The sequence below is a fragment of the Salinisphaera sp. T5B8 genome (assembly GCF_040361255.1).
Lineage (GTDB): Bacteria > Pseudomonadota > Gammaproteobacteria > Nevskiales > Salinisphaeraceae > Salinisphaera.
The window spans coordinates 116674-136546 of the sequence record NZ_APNG01000001.1; the positions used below are offsets into that span (position 1 = coordinate 116674).

The following is a 19873-nucleotide window of genomic DNA, read 5'->3' on the forward strand; positions in this document are numbered from 1 at the left end:
CCAGGCCCAGACCGACGAACCACAGAAGACGACGCGATGTTTCACCCATGACGGCTCCTCGCGGGCCTAGTGATAGCCCATATCGCGACCGACCTTGCCGCGAAAGATCCAGTACGACCAGCCGGTATAGAACAGGATGAACGGCAACAGAATCGCCAGACCCACGATTAAAAAGGCCTGGGTTTCGGGCGGCGACGCGGCATTCCAGATGGTCAGATGCGGCGGAATGATATGCGGCCAGAAGCTGGCCGCCAGCCCGCCATAGCCCACCGCGAACATGCCCAGCGACAGCAGAAACGGCCAGTACTCACGGCGCTCGGCCACGCTGCGGTATAGGAAATACGAAACCACGACACCCAACAGCGGAAACGGCACAAGCAACAGCGCGTGCGGGAAACCGAACCAGCGTTCGGCATAGTCGCCGTCGAGAAATGGCACGTACACGCTGACCAGCGCCATGAACACGATCACCGCCGTCAGCAACGCCCGCGACCAGCCATAGGCTCGATCCTGCAAAAGACCGGTGGTTTTCATCACCACCCAGGTCGCGCCCAGCAGTGCATAGCCGGCGATCAATGCAACGCCGGTCAGCATGGTGAAACCGGAGAACCAGTCGAACGCCCCGCCGACATACTGTGCGCCATTGGCGTCGATACCTTGCACGATCGCGCCGAGCGTCACGCCCTGGAAAAACGTCGCAATCACCGAACCGAGATTGAAGGCCAGATTCCAGCCGAGCTTGCGCCGCGCCTTGAACCGGAACTCGAAGGCCACGCCGCGAAAGATCAACGCGATGAGCATGCCGGTCAGCGGCAGATACAGCGCCGGCAGCAATACCGTATAGGCCGGCGGAAATGCGGCCAGCAGCGCTACGCCACCCAGCACCAGCCAGGTTTCATTGCCGTCCCAGATAGGCGCGACCGAGTTCATCATGATGTCGCGCTCGGCTTCGCCATAGGCCACGCCGCACAGAATGCCGATGCCCAGCACGAAACCGTCCAGCAGCACGTACATGAATACGCCGAAGGCGATGACGGCAAACCAGATCAGCGGCAGAATTTCGATGCTCTCCATCATTCTTCTCCGACCGGTTCATTCGGGTACGACAGCGGCCGTGCCGGCGTGGCGTACGGATCGGGCACGGGCTGTGTCGGGGCCTTCTCGGGCCCGGTACGAATCACGCGCATGATGTAGTACAGCCCGGACCCGAAGACGATGCCGTAGACAATCACGAAGGTGATCAGCGTGGCCGCCACGCTGGGTGCAGCAACCGGCGACAGCGAGTCGGCGGTCCGTAACAGACCGTAAACCGTATAGGGCTGGCGCCCGATTTCCGTAGTGAACCAACCGGCCAGCACCGCCAGAAAGCCCGACGGCGCCATGGCGACCAGATAGCGATGATAGCCGCGCGCATCGAACAAGCGGCCTCTGAATGCCAGCCACAAACCGGCAAGGCCCGCGATGAGCATGAGAATGCCCAAGCCGACCATGAGCCGGAACGAAAAGAAGATGGGCGCCACCGGCGGGCGTTCGTCCCTGGCGAAATCCTTCAGCCCGACCAGCTCGCCATTCCATTCGTGCATGAGAATGAGGCTGGCCATATTCGGCACGGATATCTCGTAATGGTTGGTCTCGGCCGCTTCGTCCGGCCAGGCGAACAACGCCAGCGCCGCGCCCTGTTCGGTTTCCCAGTGCGCCTCGAGCGCGGCGATCTTGGCCGGCTGATGCTCGAGCGTATTCAGGCCATGAAAATCGCCGGCGACGATCTGCAGCGGCGTGACGATCGAAACAAACGCCACACCCATCACCAGCATCACACGGGCCGCTTCGTGGGCCGTGCCTTTCAGGCGATACCACGCGCCCACGCCGAGAATCACGAACGCGGTGGTCAGGTAGGCTGCGAGCACCATGTGTACCAGTCGATACGGAAACGACGGGTTGAACACGATCGCCCACCAGTCGGTCGGATAGAACACGCCGTCGCGCAGCTCGTAGCCCGCCGGCGTATGCATCCAAGAGTTGGCCGACAGAATCCAGAACGCCGACAGCATGGTGCCGATGGCGACCATGAGCGTGGCGAAGAAATGCAGCTTCGGCCCGACCTTGTTCCAGCCGAACAGCATAATGCCGAGGAAGGTCGCCTCCAGGAAGAAGGCGGTTAGCACCTCGTAGGACAACAGCGGGCCGAGCACGGGTGCCGTGGCTTCGGCGAATACCGACCAGTTCGTGCCGAACTGGAAGCTCATTACGATGCCGGACACCACACCCATGCCGAACGACACGGCAAATATCTTCACCCAGAACTGATACAGGCGACGAAATACGTCGCGCCCGGTCAGCAAGTGCATCCCTTCGCACATGGCCAGCCAGCTCGCCAGGCCGATGGTGAAAGCCGGGAACAGGATGTGGAACGAAACCACGAACGCGAACTGAATCCGCGACAGGATTTCTGCATCGAGCGCCATGGAAAACTCCTGCAGGGGCACGTCGGGCGCGATCGCCGAGCATCGCACGCACACCATACTACGAAAGGATGAGGCCGGCGGTTGCACGCTCTAACGGTCCGGGCCGCTGGCCTTGATTACCGAATGATATTCGCATTCCCATCCCCGGCACGCGAATACACAAGTTGCACGATCAACCGGCCAGACCCGAACACTTCGTTATGGCCCGCGCTTGAGACTGGCGCGCGTAACCCTGATTATGACGTCATGGCCAGCCAGAACCACCCAACCGATCAAACCACGCCCGGCGTCACCGACCGGTATGCGCGGCCGCTGCAGGATCTGCGCATCTCGCTGACCGACCGCTGCAACTTTCGCTGCACCTACTGCATGCCGCGCGAGCTGTTCGGCAGCGAGCATCTGTTCTTGCCGCGCCGCGAGCTGCTGGATTTCGAAGAAATCGAACGCCTGGCGCGTATTGCAGCCGGCCTGGGCGTCACCAAACTGCGCCTGACCGGCGGCGAACCGCTGCTGCGCCGCGATATCGACGTGCTGATTGCACGGCTGGCGGCAATCGACGGCATCGACGATATCTGCCTGACCACCAACGGCTCGCTGCTCACCGAAAAGCGCGCGCACGAACTCGCCGCCGCCGGTGTGAACCGCGTCACCCTCAGCCTCGACGCGATCGACGACGATGTGTTCAAGGCCATCAACGATGTCGGCTACCCGGCCTCGAAAGTGCTCACCGCCGTCGACAACGCCAAGGCCGCCGGCCTGACGCCGGTGAAGGTCAACTGCGTGATCCAGCGCGGCGTCAACGAAGACCAGCTCCTGCCGATGGCCGAATACTTCCGACACTCGGACGTGGTGCTGCGCTTCATCGAATTCATGGACGTGGGCACCTCCAACGGCTGGCGCATGGAAGAAGTCGTCCCCGCCCGCGAAATCGTGGAAACGATCCGTACGCGTCACGCCATCAGCCGCCTGCCCGCGAGCGTACCCGGCGAAACCGCCAACCGCTGGCTCTACGACGACGGCGCCGGCGAGATCGGCATTATTGCCTCGGTATCGCAGCCGTTCTGCGGTGGCTGCACCCGCGCACGCCTGTCCGCCATCGGCGAACTCTATACCTGCCTGTTCGGCGTGCACGGGCGCGACCTGCGTACCCCACTGCGCTCGGGCGCAAGTGATGACGAACTGCGCGCGCTACTCTCCGGCATCTGGGCCGCCCGCGACGACCGCTATTCGGAGCAGCGCGGCGAAGAAACCGCCAACCGGCGTGGCGATGCCGATGGCAAGGTGGAGATGTCGTATATCGGGGGGTGAGCTTCGGCGCGTATGCGCGGTTTATACGACATGCTTTATCCTTGAACAGGTCGCGCGTTTGCCTCAGCGACGATCGCAAACGGCACGCAGACGAGTAGCTCACGACTCGAAACTATCGTCCCCAGGAGGCCACGATGAATTCGCTCGATGATCTCGAACGTCAGGCCAGGGCCTTAAGCACGGCCGAGCGTGCTCGCCTGGCCGAATTACTGCTGGAGTCGATCCAGCCTCCCGTTTCGACCGTGGAAGCCGATTGGAATCGGGAGATCGAAGCGCGGGTTGCGGCGTTCGACCGCGGCGAAGTATCAAGCCAGCCTGCCGCCGATGTGTTTGCCGAAGCGCGCCGCCTCGTGCGGTGAAACCCACACGGTTTATAGCTGCAGCGCGGGACGAGTTCCTCGCGGCGTTGGCCTACTATCGAGACATTGACCCGGAGCTGGCACGGCGCTTTAGCCGGGAGGTCGAAGAGGTACTGCAGCGAGCGGTCGCCTTCCCCGAGTCGGGAAGCCCGAGCGCTGCAAATACGCGTCGCATGTATTTACGAGATTTCCCCTTTGCCCTGGTGTATCGGGCGACAGACAGCGCAATCGTTGTTTTCGCTCTGGCCCATCATTCCCGACGCCCCGGCTATTGGCGCGACCGCGGAACACCACCGTAAACATCCGATGAAACCTAATTCACGGTACGCATGACACCCGCGACTCAACTTCTGGACGAACAGAACGTCCCCTACCAGCTGCATCAGTACGAGCACACCACCGCCCACAGCGATTACGGCATCGATGCCTCGCAGCAGCTCGGCGTCGCCCCCGAGCAGGTATTCAAGACGCTCGTGGCCGAGCTCGACACCCACGCGCTCGTGGTTGCGATCGTGCCCGTCTCCGGGCGGCTGCACATGAAAAGCCTCGCTGCCGCGGCACATGCCAAGAAAGCCTTCATGGCCGACCGCGCGAAGGTCGAAAAGACCACGGGTTACGTGCTCGGCGGCGTCAGCCCGCTGGGCCAGAAGAAGGCGCTGCTCAGCTTCATCGACGAATCCGCGATCGCATTCGATACGATCTTCATCAGCGGCGGCCGGCGCGGGCTGGAAATCGAGATCGAGCCGTTCGCCCTGGCCGAGACCATCGACGCGGGCTTTGTCGCCATCGCCGATACTGCGTAGTCCGCCGCATGGCAGCCGGCTGCCGGCCTGCTATGGTCGACCCCAGAATTTTCGACTGCTACGCCTGCCCATGCGTTGTCGTTTGACCTGTCCTGAGGGCCTGGCGTGAGCCGGCTAGACGACTATCGCAACAAACGCGATTTCACCCGCAGCCGCGAACCCGCGGGCGACGATCACAGTGCCGCCAGCGAGTGGCCCCGCTTTGTCGTGCACAAACACGCCGCCTCGCATCTGCATTTCGACCTGCGCCTGGAAGAAGACGGCGTGCTGCGCAGCTGGGCACTGCCCAAGGGCCCGAGCCTGAAACCGGGCGAAAAACGCCTCGCTGTGGCGGTCGAGGATCACCCGCTCGACTACGGCGATTTCGAAGGCACGATCCCGAAAAAACAGTACGGCGGCGGCACGGTCATGATCTGGGACGCCGGCCTCTGGCGCGAAACCAGTACACGCAAGAAAGACCGCATCGATTTCGAACTCGCCGGCGAAAAGCTGGCCGGGCGCTGGACGCTTGCCCAGATGGGCGGCAAGGCCGGCGACGGCGGCAAGAACTGGCTGCTCATCAAGCGCCGCGACAAGCACCAACCCATCGACGAACCCGACGCGGCCGATACGAGTGTGGCCACCGGCCGCACCATGGCCGAAATCGCCGACGGCGCGGCCGCCAAACACGAACCGCAAGCGCCTGCCCCCACGCTCGACCTCGACCCCGGCGCGCTCCACGGCGCCCGTAAACGCGCGCTCGCGCGCACGCCCAAACCGCGGCTGGCCACCTTGTCGGACAAAGCGCCCGCCGGCGACGACTGGCTGCACGAAATCAAGTTCGACGGCTATCGCATCCTCGCGCGCCTGGAAAACGGGCGGGCAACGCTGCTCACCCGCAACGGCAAGGACTGGACCGACCGCTTCGCCGCCACGCGCCGCGCCGTCGAAGCCCTGCCCATCGACAGCGCCCTGCTCGACGGCGAAATCGTCGCCCTCGATCGCGACGGCATCAGCCGTTTTGGCCCACTCCAGGATGCCATCGCCAACCGTCGTACCGACCGGCTCGTCTACCAGGTGTTCGACCTGCTCCACGCCGGCGAGCACGATCTTAAAAAGGTCGCGCTGGCCGAACGCAAACGCCTGCTCCAAAAACTCTGCGACGCGGCCGACGCCAACCGGGCACTGCGCTATACCGACCATATCCAGGGCCAGGGCCCGGCGTTTTTCGAACAGGCCAGCGCGAGCGGGCTGGAAGGCATCATCAGCAAACGCGCCGACAGCGCCTACAGCGGCGGGCGCAGCAAACAGTGGCGCAAGATCAAGACCAGCCATGATGACAGCTTCGTGGTCGGCGGCTATACCGAACCTTCGGGCTCGCGTGCCGGCTTCGGCTCGCTGCTGCTCGGCACGCACGACGAGCAGGGCCGCTTCGTCTATGCCGGGCGCGTTGGCACCGGCTTTTCGGACCGCCAGATTGAAGATCTTTCCGCACGGCTCGACCAACTCGGCGTATCCAAACGCCCCTTCGCCGAGCCCGTGCCGGATGCGGACACGGCCCACTGGGTCCGCCCCGAACTGGTGGTCGACGTCATGTTTACCGAACGCACCGCCGCCGGCGTACTCCGCCACCCCAGCTTTCGCGGCCTGCGCGAAGATCGCGATGCCGATTCAATCGGCGCCGATCAGAACGACTCGCCCGACCACAACGGCGAATCGACCGGCCCAAAGAAACTGCCCCGCAGCGAGAACGCCAACCGAAAACGCCGCACCGTCAAACTCGAAGGCATCCGCCTGACCCACCCGGATCGCGTGGTCTACCCGGAAACCGGGCTCACCAAAATCGAACTCGCCCGCTACTTCGTCGCCATCGCCGACTGGATTCTGCCGCATATCGCCGAGCGCCCGCTGTCGCTGCTTCGCTGCCCGGACGGCCAGAACGGCGAATGCTTTTTCCAGAAGCACCCGCGCACCGCCTTCCCCGACAGCCTGCCGACCGTCGCCATTGCAGATAAAAAGGCGCCCGATGACACGCAGGATTATGTTTATGTACGCGACGCGGCCGACCTGGTCGCGCTGGTGCAGGCCGGCGTGCTGGAAATCCACCCCTGGGGCGCGCGTATCGACAACGTCGAACGCCCCGACCAGCTCGTGTTCGACCTCGATCCGCATACCGACGTCGAATGGGCCGAAACCTGCCGAATCGCTCGTGAGCTGCGTGCCTATCTCGAAGAACTAGAGCTGACCGCTTTCCTGCGCACCACCGGCGGCAAGGGCCTGCACCTGGTCGTGCCCATCGAACGCCGCACGAACTGGGACGACGCCAAGGCCTTCGCCCGCGCCGTCTGCCAAACCTTCGCCGCCCGCGAACCCAAACGCCTGACCACGAACATGGCCAAACACAAACGCCGCCGCAAGATATTCCTCGACTATCTGCGCAACGGCCGCGGCGCCACCGCCATCGCCAGCTACTCGCCCCGCGCCCATCCCACACCGACCATTGCCGTACCGATTCGATGGGACGAGCTGACCGACCTAAACAGCCCGGATCACTACGATATTCAGCGCGTACTGCAGCGGCTGCAGAACCTGGAGAAAGATCCCTGGCTTCACCTCGGCGAGGCTAGCAAGCGGATCACCAAAGCGATGCAGGATGCGGTCAGTTAAAGAGGCTAACGACGGCTTCGGCGGCCAGTCCTTGCTGGAAATTATCCGCAAATGAACGCGAATTAACGCGAATTAACGCGAATTGGTTCCAGCGTTCGGAAGGGCTCCGTAGCAAGGTTCGAACTCTGAGGCTGTATCTGTATCGCGACGATCGGACGGTGCCAAACGCACCGTCGACGTCGAGACAGATAAATCGAGCCACCGAACACGGATGACCAGACCGTTACCGGACTTCCCAGCGCCTTGTCTACCGCACCACCCGGGATTAAACTAACTTAACTTAGTTCAACCGGAGCACGGCATGAACACCTTCAATATCCACGAAGCCAAAACCCATCTCTCACGCCTTATCGAAGACGCTGCAAACGGTGAGCCCTTCATTATTGCCAAGGCCGGCAAGCCGCTGGTGAAAGTCAGCGCCCTAACAGCCTTCGACGATAAAACGCCTTCGCGCATCGGCTTCATGGCCGGCGAGTTCGACGTGCCCGATGACTTCAACGAGCTGGGTAAGGAAGCTATCGAAGACACGTTCTACGACCAATCGTGATCTTCCTGCTGGATACACACCTGCTGCTCTGGGCCGCCGCCGGTTCTAACCGGCTACCGCCAAGAGCGGCCGACCTCATTCAGGATGAAGCAAACCAGCTGCTATTCAGCGCTGCCAGCATATGGGAAGTAGCGATCAAGGCCGGACTCAATCGGCCCGACTTCAAGGTTTCCGCTGGACGGCTCCGCCGCGCCCTGTTCGAGAACGGCTACGACGAACTGCCAATCAGCGGCCGCCATGCCGCCGCCATCGCTAATCTGCCCGATATTCACAAAGATCCGTTCGATCGAATCCTGGTGGCACAGGCGCAGGTCGAAGACCTGACGCTGTGTACCAGTGATAGTGTCTTGACGAGCTATCCGGGCAGTATCGAGCTGTTTTAGCCATACCTATTAGAGAATTGCTCAATTGCTCGAGGGAAGGGAGAAGTGTCTGTCCCCTTTAGGTCCCAAGAAAAGTCACAGGCTTGACGCTAAATCGCTAACGAGTTGACTAGCAAGCAAGATAAGACCTAGAGAACCGGGTATCACTGCGGCTATCCAAAAGCCGAATCGTGTGTTGGCGATCGCACGTGAATTGGTGAATCTTTCAAACCACCCGCTCTTCCGGGAGTCGACGAACTCTTCTACTGTCGAAAAACTCATTTTCGCATGCTTTCTCAATGCGAACGACAATGCAGTTGCACGCGCAGACTCCCATGTGATGAACGCCACCGCTGAGATAAGCATAGATAGTGCAGCAAGCGTGGCTAGTACATGATGAGCCGAGGTCGTCAAGTTCCAAAGACCAAAGAATGCGGCGTAGCCCGCAAGCTGAACACCGCGGAAATAGTGGTCTGCATTCTTGAACGTCTGTTCAACAAATTTCTTGTGTGCATCTAGGTTGCGCTGTTCTGTTTCGCGCTCCTTCGCTTGGTCGGCACGTTCACGCTCTATTGCTTTTATACGAGATTGCTCTTGAGCTGCGGCGACGAACAAGTTCGGTTTTGCTAGCGCGCCAGCGATGAAGTTGTAACTATCCTCGAGAATGTTCGAGAGTCGGCGTTTCTCGCTCGAGGTTAACTCGGCTCCATCGTTGAGGGCCTGGAGAAAAGGATAGATCGCGCGTTGTAGTTCTTCGCCGGAAAGCTCGCTCATGAACTGGCCCCAAAAAAGTTTGCCACCTATCGTAGGTGCAATCGACTCTCCAAGAGTCCGCAATATGGAGAAAATCCAAGTCTCGCATAGCATGCGACGCCATAGCTGACCCCGGTTACAAATAATACTAACGTGCAGATACAGCCCAACAAACGCGAGTTCCGCATCTCATGGGCGCCACCGCCCCCTCCCCCACAACGTCCCTTCAGCACCCCAACCTAGTCTCAAATAAATTCGCGTCCATCTGCGTTCATTTGCGGACTGTGTCTTCCCCGGTTTTCCGTCATAGTCAGTTGAAAGCCTTCCCGGCCAACAGCGAGACGAGCCCATGACCGCCCGAGCGATGTGGAAAGGTGCGATTCATTTCGGCGGCATGCGCGTGCCGGTGAAGTTCTATGCGGCGGTGGCCGACAAGAGCGTTCATTTTCGGCTGCTGCACGAAAAGGACCAGGTGCCGGTGAAGCAGGCGATGGTCAACCCGGAGACGGATGACGTGGTCGCCCAGTCCGAGGCGAAGTATGCGTACGTGACCGAGGATCACGACTGGGTGGTGCTCGACGAAGAGGACTTCGACGCGATCGAGCCGGAGGCCTCTCGCGAGATCGATATCCTGCATTTTCTGCCGGCGGGGGTGATCGACCATCGCTGGTATCTGCGCCCCTACTATCTCGGCCCGGACGGAGACGAGGCGAGCTACGGCGCGCTGATCAAGGCCCTCGAACAGACCGGCCGTGAAGGCGTGGCCCGCTGGGTGATGCGCAAGAAGACCTACGTAGGCGCACTGCGGCTGTACCACGGCTATCCGGTAATGGTGTCGTTGCGCCATGACGGCGAGGTCGTATCCATCGACGAGTTGAAGGCGCCGAGCGGGCGCAAGCTCGACGACAAGGAACAGGACATGGCGGCACAGCTCATCGACATGCTGGCCGAGGATTTCGACCCGGCGGACTACGAGAACAGCCACCGCGAACGCATTCTCGACCTCATCGAGACCAAACGCCGCGGCGAGAGCGTGAAGCTCACGCCGATCAAGCAGCGCGAGCCGTCGGACAACGTGGCCGAAGCCCTGGAAGCCAGCCTGAAGCGCGAGCGCAAGAGTGCCTAAAAACAAGGAAGACAAGGACGACGACAAGGACTACCACGAGGCCGAGCACCACGGCCCGCGGCCGTTCTGGTCCGGCACGATCACCTTCGGGCTGGTGAGCCTGCCGGTGAGTCTGTACGTGGCCACGCGGTCCAAGCGCGTGAAGCTGCGCATGGTCGATCACGATGGCGAGCCGCTGGCCAAGCGCTATTTCTGCCCGGCCGAAGAAGTCGCACTCGAATCCGACGAGATCGTGCGCGGCTACGAGGTCGAGAAAGACCAGTTCGTGGTGGTGGAAAACGACGAGCTCGACGCCATTGCCCCGGAGAAATCGCAGGAGATCGACCTGCGCCGTTTCGTGCCGGTGGACCAGATCGATCCGATGTTCTTTCAGCGCGCCTACTTTCTGGCGCCGAACCAGGGCGCGATCAAGCCCTATCGGCTGCTGGCCCAGAGCATGGAAGACAGCGAGCGTGCGGGCATTGCCACCTGCGTGATCCGCGGCAAGGAATATCTGCTCGCGATTTTGTCGCACCAGGGCATTCTGCGGGCAGAGATCCTGCGCTTTGCCGACGAGCTGCGCACCCCGGCCGATATCGGCCTGCCGGAATCGATCGATGCCGATAACGACCTCACAAAGAAGATGGTCAAATCGATCGAGGCGAACGGGCGCAAGACCCTGGATCGCGACGCGCTCACCGATGTGCGCTCGGAACGTATTCGCGAGCGCGTGGACGACAAGCTGGAAGCCGACGAAGACGTGATCCACGAGGCCGAAGACGACGATATCGAGGATGGCGACAGCGACGAAGAGCCGGTCGATCTCATGGCCGTGCTCAAGCGCAGCCTGGAACAGAAAAACGATGCGTCATCCGCTGGCAAGTCACCGAAAAAAAGCAGTCGCGCGGCGGGGCACAACAAGCGCTCGAAAGACAGCCCTGCCCAGGACGAACAGGCCAGCCGTGTCGATAAAAGCACCGATATGACGCGCGCCGAGCTCTACGATCGCGCGCAGGCCTTGGATATCAAGGGCCGCAGCCGCATGAGCAAGGACGAACTGGCCGCCGCGATCGAGGCTGGCTCGTAAATAGCGCCGACGCTTGCTTTTATAATCATAAACTTGCGCTTGATCTATCGGCACAGCACAAGCGTTTGTGCAGAGTCATGCCGTGACGGCACGAAAACTGCGTTTCCCTGCCCGAGGGAATCCGACTAGTGTAGGAACCGGGGGTATGGCGACGACAGGTCGCCATGGCAACGGCAAGCGATGTGCCGTCGGGAACCGCGCACTTCGCAAGAATCAGAATACAACCGCCAGGGGGCTGTCATGTCTGCCGACCAGATTGGCTTTTCGCTACTTATACTCGCCGTGCTGCTCTATGCCGGCAAATGGGTTCGCATGCACTGGGCGCCGGCCCAGAAACTGTTTTTGCCTGCCTCGATTCTGGCCGGCGGTATCGGGCTGTTGCTCGGCCCCGGCGTGCTCGGCGCGATCGTGCGCGCGGTCGGCGGCGAAGAAGCGCCGCTCGCCCAGGGCGCGATTCCCGAATCGATGCTGTCCATCTGGAGCGATCTGCCCGGCTTGTTGATCAACGTGGTCTTCGCCACTCTGCTGCTAGGCGTGCCGTTGCCCAACTTCAAGCGCGTGTGGGGTCTGGCTGGCCCACAGCTGGCGTTCGGGGTGACGCTCGGCGCCGGTCAGTATGTGATCGGCATCCTCATCGCCGTGCTCATTCTGGCGCCGTTTTTTGGCGTACCGGTGATGGCCGGCGCGCTGATCGAAATCGGCTTCGAGGGCGGCCACGGCACGGCCGCCGGCCTGCAGGGCACCTTCGGCGAACTCGGCTTTGCCGATGGCGCGGACCTGGCCGTGGGCATGGCCACCGTGGGCGTGATCTCGGGCATCGTGTTCGGCATCATCCTGATCAACTGGGGCGTGCGTAGCGGCAAGAGCGCGGTACTGGATAAGAGCGTCGACAACATCCCGCATCATCAGCGCCGCGGCCTGGTAGCCCACGACGAACGCCCCGTGCCGGCCGGCAACATGACCGTGCGCTCGGAGTCGATCGAACCGCTGACCCTGCATTTCAGCTTCATCGCCATGGCCATTCTGGTGGGCCTGGGTATTCTCGAGGCCATGAGCTGGGTCGAACGCATGACCTGGGGCAGCGGCGAAAACGGCATCGAACTGCTTAGCGCGGTGCCGTTGTTTCCGCTGGCAATGATCGGCGGGCTGGTCGTGCAACAGGTGCTCTCCCGTTTCGACAAGCACAACCTGCTCGATCGCGACTTGATGGTCCGTATCCAGGGCTTTGCGCTGGATCTGCTCATCGCTGCGGCGATCGCCAGCCTGTCGCTGACCGTGATCGCCGATCACTGGGCCGCTTTCGTGCTGCTTGGCCTGGCCGGCATCGCTTGGAACGTCGGCATGTTCCTGTGGCTGGCGCCGCGCATCATTCCCAAATACTGGTTCGAACGCGGCATCGGCGATATCGGCCAGTCCATGGGCGTGACCGCCACCGGCCTGATCCTCATGAAGATCGCCGACCCGGATAACCGCACCCCGGCCTATGAAGCCTTCGGCTACAAGCAGATGGTATTCGAGCCGTTCTTTGGGGGCGGCCTGGTCACCGGCCTGGCCCTGCCCATCATCTACAACTTCGGCCCCTGGCCGCTGTTCGGCGTCATGCTCGCCCTGGTGGTGCTCGGTATCGGCTCCGGCCTGCTCTACTTCGGGCGCTTGAAGCAGGAACAAACCTAGCGCCCCACCCCACCTGCCAAGACCACGCCACTGCGCTGCGACGCGTAGTGGCGTAGTCGCCTGTGCTCGGCTAATCCGGACTGGACGTCCGACGCATTTTTGGAAAATAATGATTTTCCATTGGCGCAGGTCGCGCCGATGTCGAGACAAAAGGCGACGAGGGAGGCCGGCATGGTTTCGCAAGGCAGGCAGAACGTGTCGTTCGAAAGCCAAGGCACCACCTGTGCCGCCACGCTGCACTTGCCCGAAGAAAGCGATCACCAACCCGCCCCCACGATCGTGATGGTGCACGGCTGGGGCGGCACCCAGCTGCTTCTCGTCACGCATTTCATCGAGGCATTCAACGCGGCCGGGTTCGCGGTGCTGACCTTCGACTACCCCGGCTGGGGCGACAGCGAAGGCACGCCCCGCCACACCATCAATCCCTGGAAACGCGAGCAGGTGGTCGAGCACGCGATCGCGCACGCCCGCACCCTCGACCAGGTCGATGAAAACCGAATCGTGCTCTGGGGCACCTCATTCGGCGGCGGGCATGTGGTCAAGATCGCGTCGAAGCATCCGGAGCTCTGCGGCGCCATCGCACAGGTGCCCATGCTAGATGGCATACGCGCCGTGACCGCCGTGCCGTTCACACGCATGCTGCGCTTCGGATGGGATATGGCCCGCGACCTGGCCAGGCCTGGACGCACCCATTACATCCCGGCGATCGCCCCGAAGGGCGAGTATGCCTCGATGGATCGCGATGGGGCCTGGCGGATCGATGCATGGGTCGCCTCACATCTCGACGAGGAATACGACAATCGCGTTTCCGCCGCCTCGCTGGCGACAATGGGCTTCTACCGCCCGTTCAAGTACCTGAAATCCATCCGTATCCCCACGCTGATCATCGGCGCGACAAGAGACACGGTCGCCCCCTTCGACCGCCGCAAGGTCGAATCCCAGGCATCCGATCAGGTGAGCGTGAAAACGATCGACGCCAACCACTTCGATCCCTACCTTCAGCCGTGGTACGACACCAATATCGGCCTGCAACTCGAGTTCCTGCGGGCGCTGGTTTCGACAAACGACACCGCAACCACATGAGAACTATCGCGTTGCGCGGGTGGATTAGCGAAGCGTAATCCAACAAAGAACCCAGCATGCAGGGCTGATCCGGCCGACGCACCAAGCCGTCAGGAGAGGTCGTTCCATGTTGGCTTACGGCCTTCGGCCTAAGCCAACCTACGCGGCTGTCTTTCGCCTTATGCGCGTGTCTTCGCGTTTATTTGCAGACAACCTGCCTGCTTGAGCGCGGCCAACTGAGTTTCATGCGTACTCACGTACAACGTGGGCCTACGGCTTACGCCCGGCATGCACCTGCACGAATGCGAGCGCGTCGAGGTGTAACCCATGTCCTGGCACGGCCCTCTTTCTCATTTCTGCGACCCGGGGCCGAGCCGTTCGCTGTTGGCCTCAATCGTCGAGCTGGTCAATCGCCTTGGTCAGGCTTTGGGCGTGGCGGTCGATATCGGCCCAGGGGCAGTCCCGCTGCGCGAGCCGGCGAAAGATATTGCCCAGATGAAAGCGCTGCGGGCCGATCTTGGCGTCGCCGAGCTCGCTCCAGTCCAGCGGCGTGGCGATCGGCGCGCCGGGTTTCGCGCGCAGGGAGTACGGGGCGATACCGGTCTGGGCATAGGCATTGCGCCGAATATCCAGATACAGCCGCCCCTGGCGTTTGTCCTTGCGGTGGGCGGTGGTGAAATCATCCGGGTGCTCGTCGGCAAGCCGTTCGGCCACGCGTTCGGCGAAATCGCGGACCGTGTCGAAGTCCGCGCTGCGATCCAGCGGCACGACCACATGCAGCCCCGAAGACCCCGTCGTCATCACGAATGAGGCCAGGCCGAGCGCGTCCAGACGCTCGCGCACACAGCGCGCGGCCTTGATCACCTGGTCAAAATCGTCGCCCGGCGGGTCGAGATCGAAGATCAGCCGGTCGGGATGATGGGGTTTGTCGGCCTGCGATAGCCAGACATGAAAAGCGATCGTGCCCTGGTCGACCGGCCAGGCCAGCGTATCGGCATCAGGGGCCAGGGCATGGGTAATCTGGCCGTCTTCCTTGTCGACGGTGACACGCTCGATCCAGTCCGGGTAATGATCCTGGACGTTTTTCTGAATGAAGTTCACACCGTCGATACCGTCGGGGAAACGATGCAGCGTCAACGGCCGGTTTTCGATAAGCGGCAGCATCTGGGCGGCGATGCGCTGGTAGTAGTCGACGAGATCGGCCTTCGTATAGCCGGCATCCGGGTAGAACACTTTGTCGGCGTTGTCGATTTCGATACTCATGGCGCGCTTTCGGGTTGCTCGCGGACGACTTCGCTTGCGTCCTTGTCGTCCCGTTCGCCGAGATAGCTCGGGTGGCGCAGGCGGCCGTCGTCGGTCCATTCCGTGAAGGCGAATTCGGCCACGCGTTCGGGCGTGACCCAGTGCACGCCGCCCGTATCGGCGGGCGGATCGACAAACGGCGCGGTCTTGCGCTCGATGGCATCGAGCGCGCCGCGCAGGCGCTCGAGCTCGCGCTCGTCGAAGCCGGTACCGACTCGCCCGGCATAGTGCAGTTCGTCGTTATCGTAATAACCGACCAGCAGCGCGCCGAGACCGCTGCGGCTGCCCTGCGGATCGGTAAAACCGCCGATGACCAGTTCCTGGCCGTGGCTGCACTTGAGCTTGAGCCAACGCCTGGAGCGCCCGCAGCGGTAGGGGCTGTCGGCCTGCTTGGCGAGAATGCCCTCCCAACCCTTGGCCCGTGCTTCGGCGAGATAATCCTCGCCGCAGGCATTACGGTGCGCGGTGTAGCGCAGCGCCTTGCCGAAATCGAACTGGCTGCGCAGCAGCTGCTTGCGATCGCGCAGGGCCACGCGGCGCAAATCCAGCCCGTCCAGCCACGGACAGTCGAAGGCATAGAAATACACGGACACGCCGCTCGCTTTAGCCTCTTCCGGATCGCTGATGCCGGAGCGCTGCTGAAGACGCGAAAAACTGGTGACCTTGCCGTCGAAGGCGACCACTTCGCCGTCGAGCACGAAGCGCCGATGCGGCTGCTCGGCGAAACACGCCACCAGTTCGGGAAAGTGCTCGGTGCGCGACTGGCCGTTGCGCGTCAGCAGCTCCACATGATCGCCGTCGCGAAACACGAGCAGGCGAATACCGTCGAGCTTGCGTTCGAATATCCACTCATCGTCCGAAAACGGTGTATCGGAGAGCGTGGCCAGCATCGGTTCGAAATGGCGCGGCATGGTCACGTTTCGGGTGTCGTCGAGCACGCGCTCGGGCAACTCGTCGCGCCAGTCAGTCATGGTCTTGCTCCTGGGCGGCGATGTCGGCAAGGCCGCGATCGCTCAATACCGAGTCGGGTTCGGTGTTCACCGGGTTACGCCGGGCATCGGCCTGGGCGTCGTCCATCTTCACCAACAGCCACTGGCGCTTGCCGCTCTCGCTGCGGAAATGGGTGAGCGAATAGCCGCCGCTGATCTTCTCGCCGTGCAGCACCACGGTGAGATGGCCGTCGGCAAAACACTCGGCCAGGCTCTTTTCGATATCGCCGTTATGGTCGCGCTTGGCGTTTTCGAAGGCGCCCGTATCCCAGACCAGCACCGTGCCACCGCCGTACTGGTCGTCGGGGATTACGCCTTCGAAGTCGGCATAGTCGAGCGGGTGATCTTCGGTTTCCACGGCCAGGCGCTTTTCGCGCGGGTCGGTCGACGGGCCCTTGGGCACCGCCCAGGACTTGAGCACGCCGTCGATCTCGAGCCGGAAGTCGTAGTGCAGCGTGGAGGCATCGTGCTTCTGGATCACGAAGATCGGCGCGTCGCCGCGTTGGCGCGCAGCCGCCTGGCCCGAAGGCTCCGGGCTGCGCTCGACGTCACGGCGATCACGATAGCGGGCAAGCTTGTCTTGTGTGGACATGTCGACTCCCGTGCCTGGGGCGTGTCGTCACGAGATATGACGGCACGCCCTGGTACATGATTGTTAGCGCGCGGCGTTAGTCCTGCCTATTCGCAGTTCTACCCATACGCCCCGTGCCGGCGGCCGTGCCCGGCCCGCTCGCCTGTCAGCGCATGAGCGCCTAAACTCGCGCTTTTGCGGATGTTTTGTGATGAACCATAGCGATTACATGGCCCAGGCCCTGGCACAGGCCCAGCTCGGCCGGGATGAAGGCGGCGTGCCCATCGGCTGCGTGCTGGTACGCGACGGCGAGGTGGTCGGCGCCGGCCACAACCGTCGCGTACAGCAGGACAGCGCCATCCTGCATGCCGAAATGGACGCGTTCGAAGCCACCGGCCGCCGCCCCGGTTCGTTCTACAAGGACGTCACCCTCTACACCACGCTCTCGCCCTGTGCGATGTGTACCGGTGCCATCCTGCTCTACGGCATTCCGCGCGTGGTTATCGGCGAAAACGAAAGCTTCATGGGCGAAGAAGCCCTGCTCGCCGAACGTGGTGTGGACGTAGAAGTGCTGGGCGATGCCGGCTGTCGGGCACTCATGGTCGACTTCATGCGCGAGCGTCCGGATCTGTGGAACGAGGATATCGGCGTCTAGGAAAGCTCTGCCCACTTACTGCCACAGCGCCCTTGCGCCCGCTGCGATATCGATCTGCGGCGGGCGCGGCGTTTGTGGCGCCGATGTGCGCGCCGGTTCGACCGCGCCGTCGGTGACGGCTTCGAAATGGCGCATGACGCGCGGGGTGAGAAAACGACTGGTCGCGCCATAGACATGGCGATCGCCGTGACGATGCTGTTCGGTGACGTAATAGCGCAGCGGCGAGACGATCTCCAGCGTGTTCTCCGCCCGCGTGAAAGCCACATACATCAGCCGGCGCTCTTCATCGAGCGCGGCATCGCTGGACGTCGAATACTCGTTCGGAAAGGTGCCATCGGCCACGTGCAGCAGATACACGCTGTCGAACTCCCGACCCTTGGCGCTGTGCACGGTCGATAGCACCAGATAATCCTCGTCGAGATGGGCATCGTCGTTGTGATCGCCGGTCGCCGAGGGCGGGTCGAGGGTGAGATCGGTCAGAAAGGCGGCTCGATCGGCGTGCTGGGCGGCCATGCGCACCAGGTCGTCGATATCGCCGGCACGGGCCGTGGTGGGCGGCTCGAAGCGTTCGTCGAGCATGTTCTTGTACCAGGCCGCCAGCGGTTCGACGCCGGCCGGCCAGTCGGCATGCACCGCCTCGGCAAGCTGGACCGCCAGGGCCTGCCATACGTCGCGATCGCCGCGCGGCAGGCGAAAGCCGGCCACGGCCGACAGCGAATCGTTATGCGATTGCAGGTGCTCGTAGGCCTGGCGTGCGGTGCCCGGCCCCACGCCGGGCACGAGCTGGAAGGCGCGATAGGCAGCAATCTCGTCGCGCGGGTTTTCCGCCAGGCGCAGCAGTGCGAGCAGATCCTTCACATGGGCGGCTTCCAAAAACTTCAGCCCGCCGTACTTGCGGAACGGAATATCGCGCCGGATCAGTTCCACCTCCACGTCGTTGGCGTGGTGGGCGTTGCGAAACAGTACCGCCTGCTGCTTGAGCTCGACCCCGGTTTCGCGGCGTTCGAGCACGCGATCGACCACATAGCGGGCTTCGTCCACGCTGTCACGCACAGTGACATGGCGCGGCTTCATGCCCGCCCCGCGATGGCTGTAAAGCGTCTTGTGGTAGCCCATGCTCGCCTCGCCGATGAGCGCGTTGGCGGCATCGAGAATCGCCCCGGTGGAGCGATAGTTGCGCTCCAGACGTACCGTCATGCAGCCGGGGTAGTCGTTAGCAAAGCCGAGAATATTGGCGACCTCGGCAGCCCGAAAGCCATAGATCGCCTGGGCATCGTCACCGACCACGCACAGCCCGCGCCCGTCCGGGCACAGGCGCTTGAGAATGGCGGCCTGGAGGATGTTCGTATCCTGATACTCGTCGACTAGGACGTGGTCGAAGCGACCGGCTACGGCCTCGGCCAGGGCATCGTGGCCCATCATCATCGCCCAGTAGAGCAGCAGGTCGTCGTAGTCGAGCGTGGCCCGGGCGAGCTTGCGTTCGGTGTAGGCCGCGAACAGGGCCTTGAGCCCCTCGTGATGCTCCGTGCACCAGGGATAGCGCGTGGCCAGCACGTCCGCCAGGGTGGTCTGGCGATTGACCACCTGCGAATAGATGCCCAGGCAAGTGTCCTTGCGTGGAAACCGGGTCTTGCCGGCGCCCAGGTCGAGGTTCTGGCGGCACACGTCGAGCAGATCGGCCGCATCGCCGCGATCGAGAATCGAAAACTGCTCATCGAGCCCCAGCGCCGCCGCTTCTTCGCGCAGCAGCCGTGCGCCGATGGCATGAAACGTCCCCGCCCAGGGCAGCTTCAGGCCCGCCGTACGCCGCCCGCGGGCAGCAAACGCTGCATCGACCACCGCATGCGCGCGGCGCGTCATCTCGTCGGCCGCGCGGCGTGAAAACGTCAGCAACAAGATACGCCGCGGATCCACGCCCGACAGCACCAGATGCGCGGCGCGATGCGACAGCGCCTGGGTCTTGCCGCTGCCCGCGCCGGCAATCACCAGCAAAGGGTCGCAATCGAAACGCCCATCGATATGCAGGCCATGGGTCACGGCCTCGCGCTGGGCGTCGTTGAGATCGTCGAGATAAGCCGTATCGGACATGCACCCAGCCTGACCCAGGCGGTGGGTCATATCGTGACCCACCGCCGTCCCGGCGCCTGCCGTGGGCCCCGCACCGCGCGGCTATTCGGCAGCATGC

The 19873-nt window shown here is 62.7% G+C and carries 19 protein-coding genes; 12 read left to right on the plus strand and 7 right to left on the minus strand.

All coding sequences use genetic code 11. The features are described 5' to 3' along the window. Nucleotides 1–66: 66 nt before the first annotated feature. Both cydB and T5B8_RS00585 read right to left on the minus strand, forming a co-directional pair. Nucleotides 67–1074, minus strand: coding sequence for a cytochrome d ubiquinol oxidase subunit II (gene cydB, locus T5B8_RS00580; protein WP_353175304.1), 1008 nt, complete (start codon nucleotides 1072–1074; stop codon nucleotides 67–69). Further along, nucleotides 1074–2465 (minus strand): cytochrome ubiquinol oxidase subunit I, encoded by a 1392-nt coding sequence (locus tag T5B8_RS00585; RefSeq protein WP_353175306.1) that lies wholly within the window; start codon nucleotides 2463–2465, stop codon nucleotides 1074–1076. The genes cydB and T5B8_RS00585 overlap by 1 nt, the downstream gene beginning before the upstream one ends. 246 nt (nucleotides 2466–2711) lie before the next feature. On the opposite strand from T5B8_RS00585, the gene moaA reads away from it, so the two are divergent. The 7 genes from moaA (at nucleotide 2712) to T5B8_RS00620 (ending at nucleotide 8511) form a co-directional block, all read left to right on the plus strand. After that, nucleotides 2712–3773: a GTP 3',8-cyclase MoaA gene (gene moaA / locus T5B8_RS00590; RefSeq protein ID WP_353175307.1), complete on the plus strand. Its 1062-nt coding sequence runs from the start codon at nucleotides 2712–2714 to the stop codon at nucleotides 3771–3773. A 134-nt stretch (nucleotides 3774–3907) separates the two neighbouring features. Next, entirely contained in the window at nucleotides 3908–4132 is a 225-nt protein-coding gene (locus T5B8_RS00595) for an addiction module protein (protein WP_006912670.1), read from the plus strand. Next, complete coding sequence (locus T5B8_RS00600) at nucleotides 4129–4431, plus strand: type II toxin-antitoxin system RelE/ParE family toxin (protein WP_084623537.1); 303 nt, start codon at nucleotides 4129–4131, stop codon at nucleotides 4429–4431. Before T5B8_RS00595 ends, T5B8_RS00600 begins: the two co-directional genes overlap by 4 nt. A 30-nt stretch (nucleotides 4432–4461) precedes the next feature. After that, nucleotides 4462–4935: a Cys-tRNA(Pro) deacylase gene (gene ybaK / locus T5B8_RS00605; protein WP_353175310.1), complete on the plus strand. Its 474-nt coding sequence runs from the start codon at nucleotides 4462–4464 to the stop codon at nucleotides 4933–4935. Nucleotides 4936–5040: 105 nt separating this feature from the next. Continuing rightward, nucleotides 5041–7581 (plus strand): DNA ligase D, encoded by a 2541-nt coding sequence (ligD, locus tag T5B8_RS00610; protein WP_353175312.1) that lies wholly within the window; start codon nucleotides 5041–5043, stop codon nucleotides 7579–7581. Nucleotides 7582–7882: 301 nt separating this feature from the next. Then, complete coding sequence (locus T5B8_RS00615) at nucleotides 7883–8128, plus strand: type II toxin-antitoxin system Phd/YefM family antitoxin (RefSeq protein ID WP_006912673.1); 246 nt, start codon at nucleotides 7883–7885, stop codon at nucleotides 8126–8128. Continuing rightward, nucleotides 8125–8511 carry a type II toxin-antitoxin system VapC family toxin gene (locus T5B8_RS00620; protein ID WP_006912674.1) on the plus strand — a complete coding sequence of 129 codons (387 nt, stop codon included), beginning with the start codon at nucleotides 8125–8127 and terminating at the stop codon, nucleotides 8509–8511. The genes T5B8_RS00615 and T5B8_RS00620 overlap by 4 nt, the downstream gene beginning before the upstream one ends. 75 nt (nucleotides 8512–8586) lie before the next feature. On the opposite strand, the gene T5B8_RS00625 is transcribed toward T5B8_RS00620, so the two are convergent. After that, nucleotides 8587–9264 (minus strand): hypothetical protein, encoded by a 678-nt coding sequence (locus tag T5B8_RS00625; protein WP_152522776.1) that lies wholly within the window; start codon nucleotides 9262–9264, stop codon nucleotides 8587–8589. A gap of 328 nt (nucleotides 9265–9592) precedes the next feature. Here T5B8_RS00625 and ku (T5B8_RS00630) point away from each other — a divergent pair, with 328 nt between their 5' ends. The 4 genes from ku (T5B8_RS00630) (at nucleotide 9593) to T5B8_RS00645 (ending at nucleotide 14192) form a co-directional block, all read left to right on the plus strand. Further along, complete coding sequence (gene ku, locus T5B8_RS00630; protein ID WP_353175315.1) at nucleotides 9593–10369, plus strand: non-homologous end joining protein Ku; 777 nt, start codon at nucleotides 9593–9595, stop codon at nucleotides 10367–10369. Next, nucleotides 10362–11435, plus strand: a complete 1074-nt coding sequence (gene ku, locus T5B8_RS00635; RefSeq protein ID WP_353175316.1) for a non-homologous end joining protein Ku — start codon at nucleotides 10362–10364, stop codon at nucleotides 11433–11435. Before ku (T5B8_RS00630) ends, ku (T5B8_RS00635) begins: the two co-directional genes overlap by 8 nt. 240 nt (nucleotides 11436–11675) lie before the next feature. Then, on the plus strand, nucleotides 11676–13109 hold the full coding sequence (locus tag T5B8_RS00640; protein WP_353175317.1) for a sodium/glutamate symporter: 1434 nt from the start codon (nucleotides 11676–11678) through the stop codon (nucleotides 13107–13109). A 120-nt stretch (nucleotides 13110–13229) separates the two neighbouring features. Further along, nucleotides 13230–14192 carry an alpha/beta hydrolase gene (locus tag T5B8_RS00645; RefSeq protein ID WP_353175319.1) on the plus strand — a complete coding sequence of 321 codons (963 nt, stop codon included), beginning with the start codon at nucleotides 13230–13232 and terminating at the stop codon, nucleotides 14190–14192. A gap of 369 nt (nucleotides 14193–14561) precedes the next feature. Here T5B8_RS00645 and ligD (T5B8_RS00650) read toward each other — a convergent pair whose 3' ends face one another. The 3 genes from ligD (T5B8_RS00650) to T5B8_RS00660 are packed head-to-tail and all read right to left on the minus strand — an operon-like array spanning nucleotide 14562 to nucleotide 17054. Beyond that, nucleotides 14562–15434: a non-homologous end-joining DNA ligase gene (ligD, locus tag T5B8_RS00650; RefSeq protein WP_353175321.1), complete on the minus strand. Its 873-nt coding sequence runs from the start codon at nucleotides 15432–15434 to the stop codon at nucleotides 14562–14564. Continuing rightward, nucleotides 15431–16444 (minus strand): non-homologous end-joining DNA ligase, encoded by a 1014-nt coding sequence (ligD, locus tag T5B8_RS00655; protein WP_353175323.1) that lies wholly within the window; start codon nucleotides 16442–16444, stop codon nucleotides 15431–15433. The genes ligD (T5B8_RS00650) and ligD (T5B8_RS00655) overlap by 4 nt, the downstream gene beginning before the upstream one ends. Next, a complete protein-coding gene (locus T5B8_RS00660) occupies nucleotides 16437–17054 on the minus strand; it encodes a DNA polymerase ligase N-terminal domain-containing protein (RefSeq protein ID WP_353175325.1) in 618 nt (205 codons plus the stop codon). The genes ligD (T5B8_RS00655) and T5B8_RS00660 overlap by 8 nt, the downstream gene beginning before the upstream one ends. A gap of 190 nt (nucleotides 17055–17244) precedes the next feature. Between T5B8_RS00660 and T5B8_RS00665 the strand changes: the two genes are divergently transcribed. After that, nucleotides 17245–17688: a nucleoside deaminase gene (locus tag T5B8_RS00665; RefSeq protein ID WP_353175326.1), complete on the plus strand. Its 444-nt coding sequence runs from the start codon at nucleotides 17245–17247 to the stop codon at nucleotides 17686–17688. 15 nt (nucleotides 17689–17703) lie between these two features. On the opposite strand, the gene T5B8_RS00670 is transcribed toward T5B8_RS00665, so the two are convergent. Beyond that, a complete protein-coding gene (locus tag T5B8_RS00670) occupies nucleotides 17704–19776 on the minus strand; it encodes an ATP-dependent helicase (RefSeq protein WP_353175328.1) in 2073 nt (690 codons plus the stop codon). Between the last annotated feature and the right edge of the window lie 97 nt (nucleotides 19777–19873).

Coding starts and splice junctions, on each gene's coding strand:
- ligD (WP_353175323.1), bottom strand. CDS start 16,444: ATGACTGACTGGCGCGACGAGTTGCCCGAGCGCGTGCTCGACGACACC.
- cydB (WP_353175304.1), bottom strand. CDS start 1,074: ATGGAGAGCATCGAAATTCTGCCGCTGATCTGGTTTGCCGTCATCGCC.
- T5B8_RS00665 (WP_353175326.1), top strand. CDS start 17,245: ATGAACCATAGCGATTACATGGCCCAGGCCCTGGCACAGGCCCAGCTC.
- T5B8_RS00670 (WP_353175328.1), bottom strand. CDS start 19,776: ATGTCCGATACGGCTTATCTCGACGATCTCAACGACGCCCAGCGCGAG.
- ligD (WP_353175321.1), bottom strand. CDS start 15,434: ATGAGTATCGAAATCGACAACGCCGACAAAGTGTTCTACCCGGATGCC.
- ku (WP_353175315.1), top strand. CDS start 9,593: ATGACCGCCCGAGCGATGTGGAAAGGTGCGATTCATTTCGGCGGCATG.
- T5B8_RS00660 (WP_353175325.1), bottom strand. CDS start 17,054: ATGTCCACACAAGACAAGCTTGCCCGCTATCGTGATCGCCGTGACGTC.
- ybaK (WP_353175310.1), top strand. CDS start 4,462: ATGACACCCGCGACTCAACTTCTGGACGAACAGAACGTCCCCTACCAG.
- T5B8_RS00615 (WP_006912673.1), top strand. CDS start 7,883: ATGAACACCTTCAATATCCACGAAGCCAAAACCCATCTCTCACGCCTT.
- T5B8_RS00585 (WP_353175306.1), bottom strand. CDS start 2,465: ATGGCGCTCGATGCAGAAATCCTGTCGCGGATTCAGTTCGCGTTCGTG.
- T5B8_RS00640 (WP_353175317.1), top strand. CDS start 11,676: ATGTCTGCCGACCAGATTGGCTTTTCGCTACTTATACTCGCCGTGCTG.
- T5B8_RS00595 (WP_006912670.1), top strand. CDS start 3,908: ATGAATTCGCTCGATGATCTCGAACGTCAGGCCAGGGCCTTAAGCACG.
- T5B8_RS00625 (WP_152522776.1), bottom strand. CDS start 9,264: ATGAGCGAGCTTTCCGGCGAAGAACTACAACGCGCGATCTATCCTTTT.
- moaA (WP_353175307.1), top strand. CDS start 2,712: ATGGCCAGCCAGAACCACCCAACCGATCAAACCACGCCCGGCGTCACC.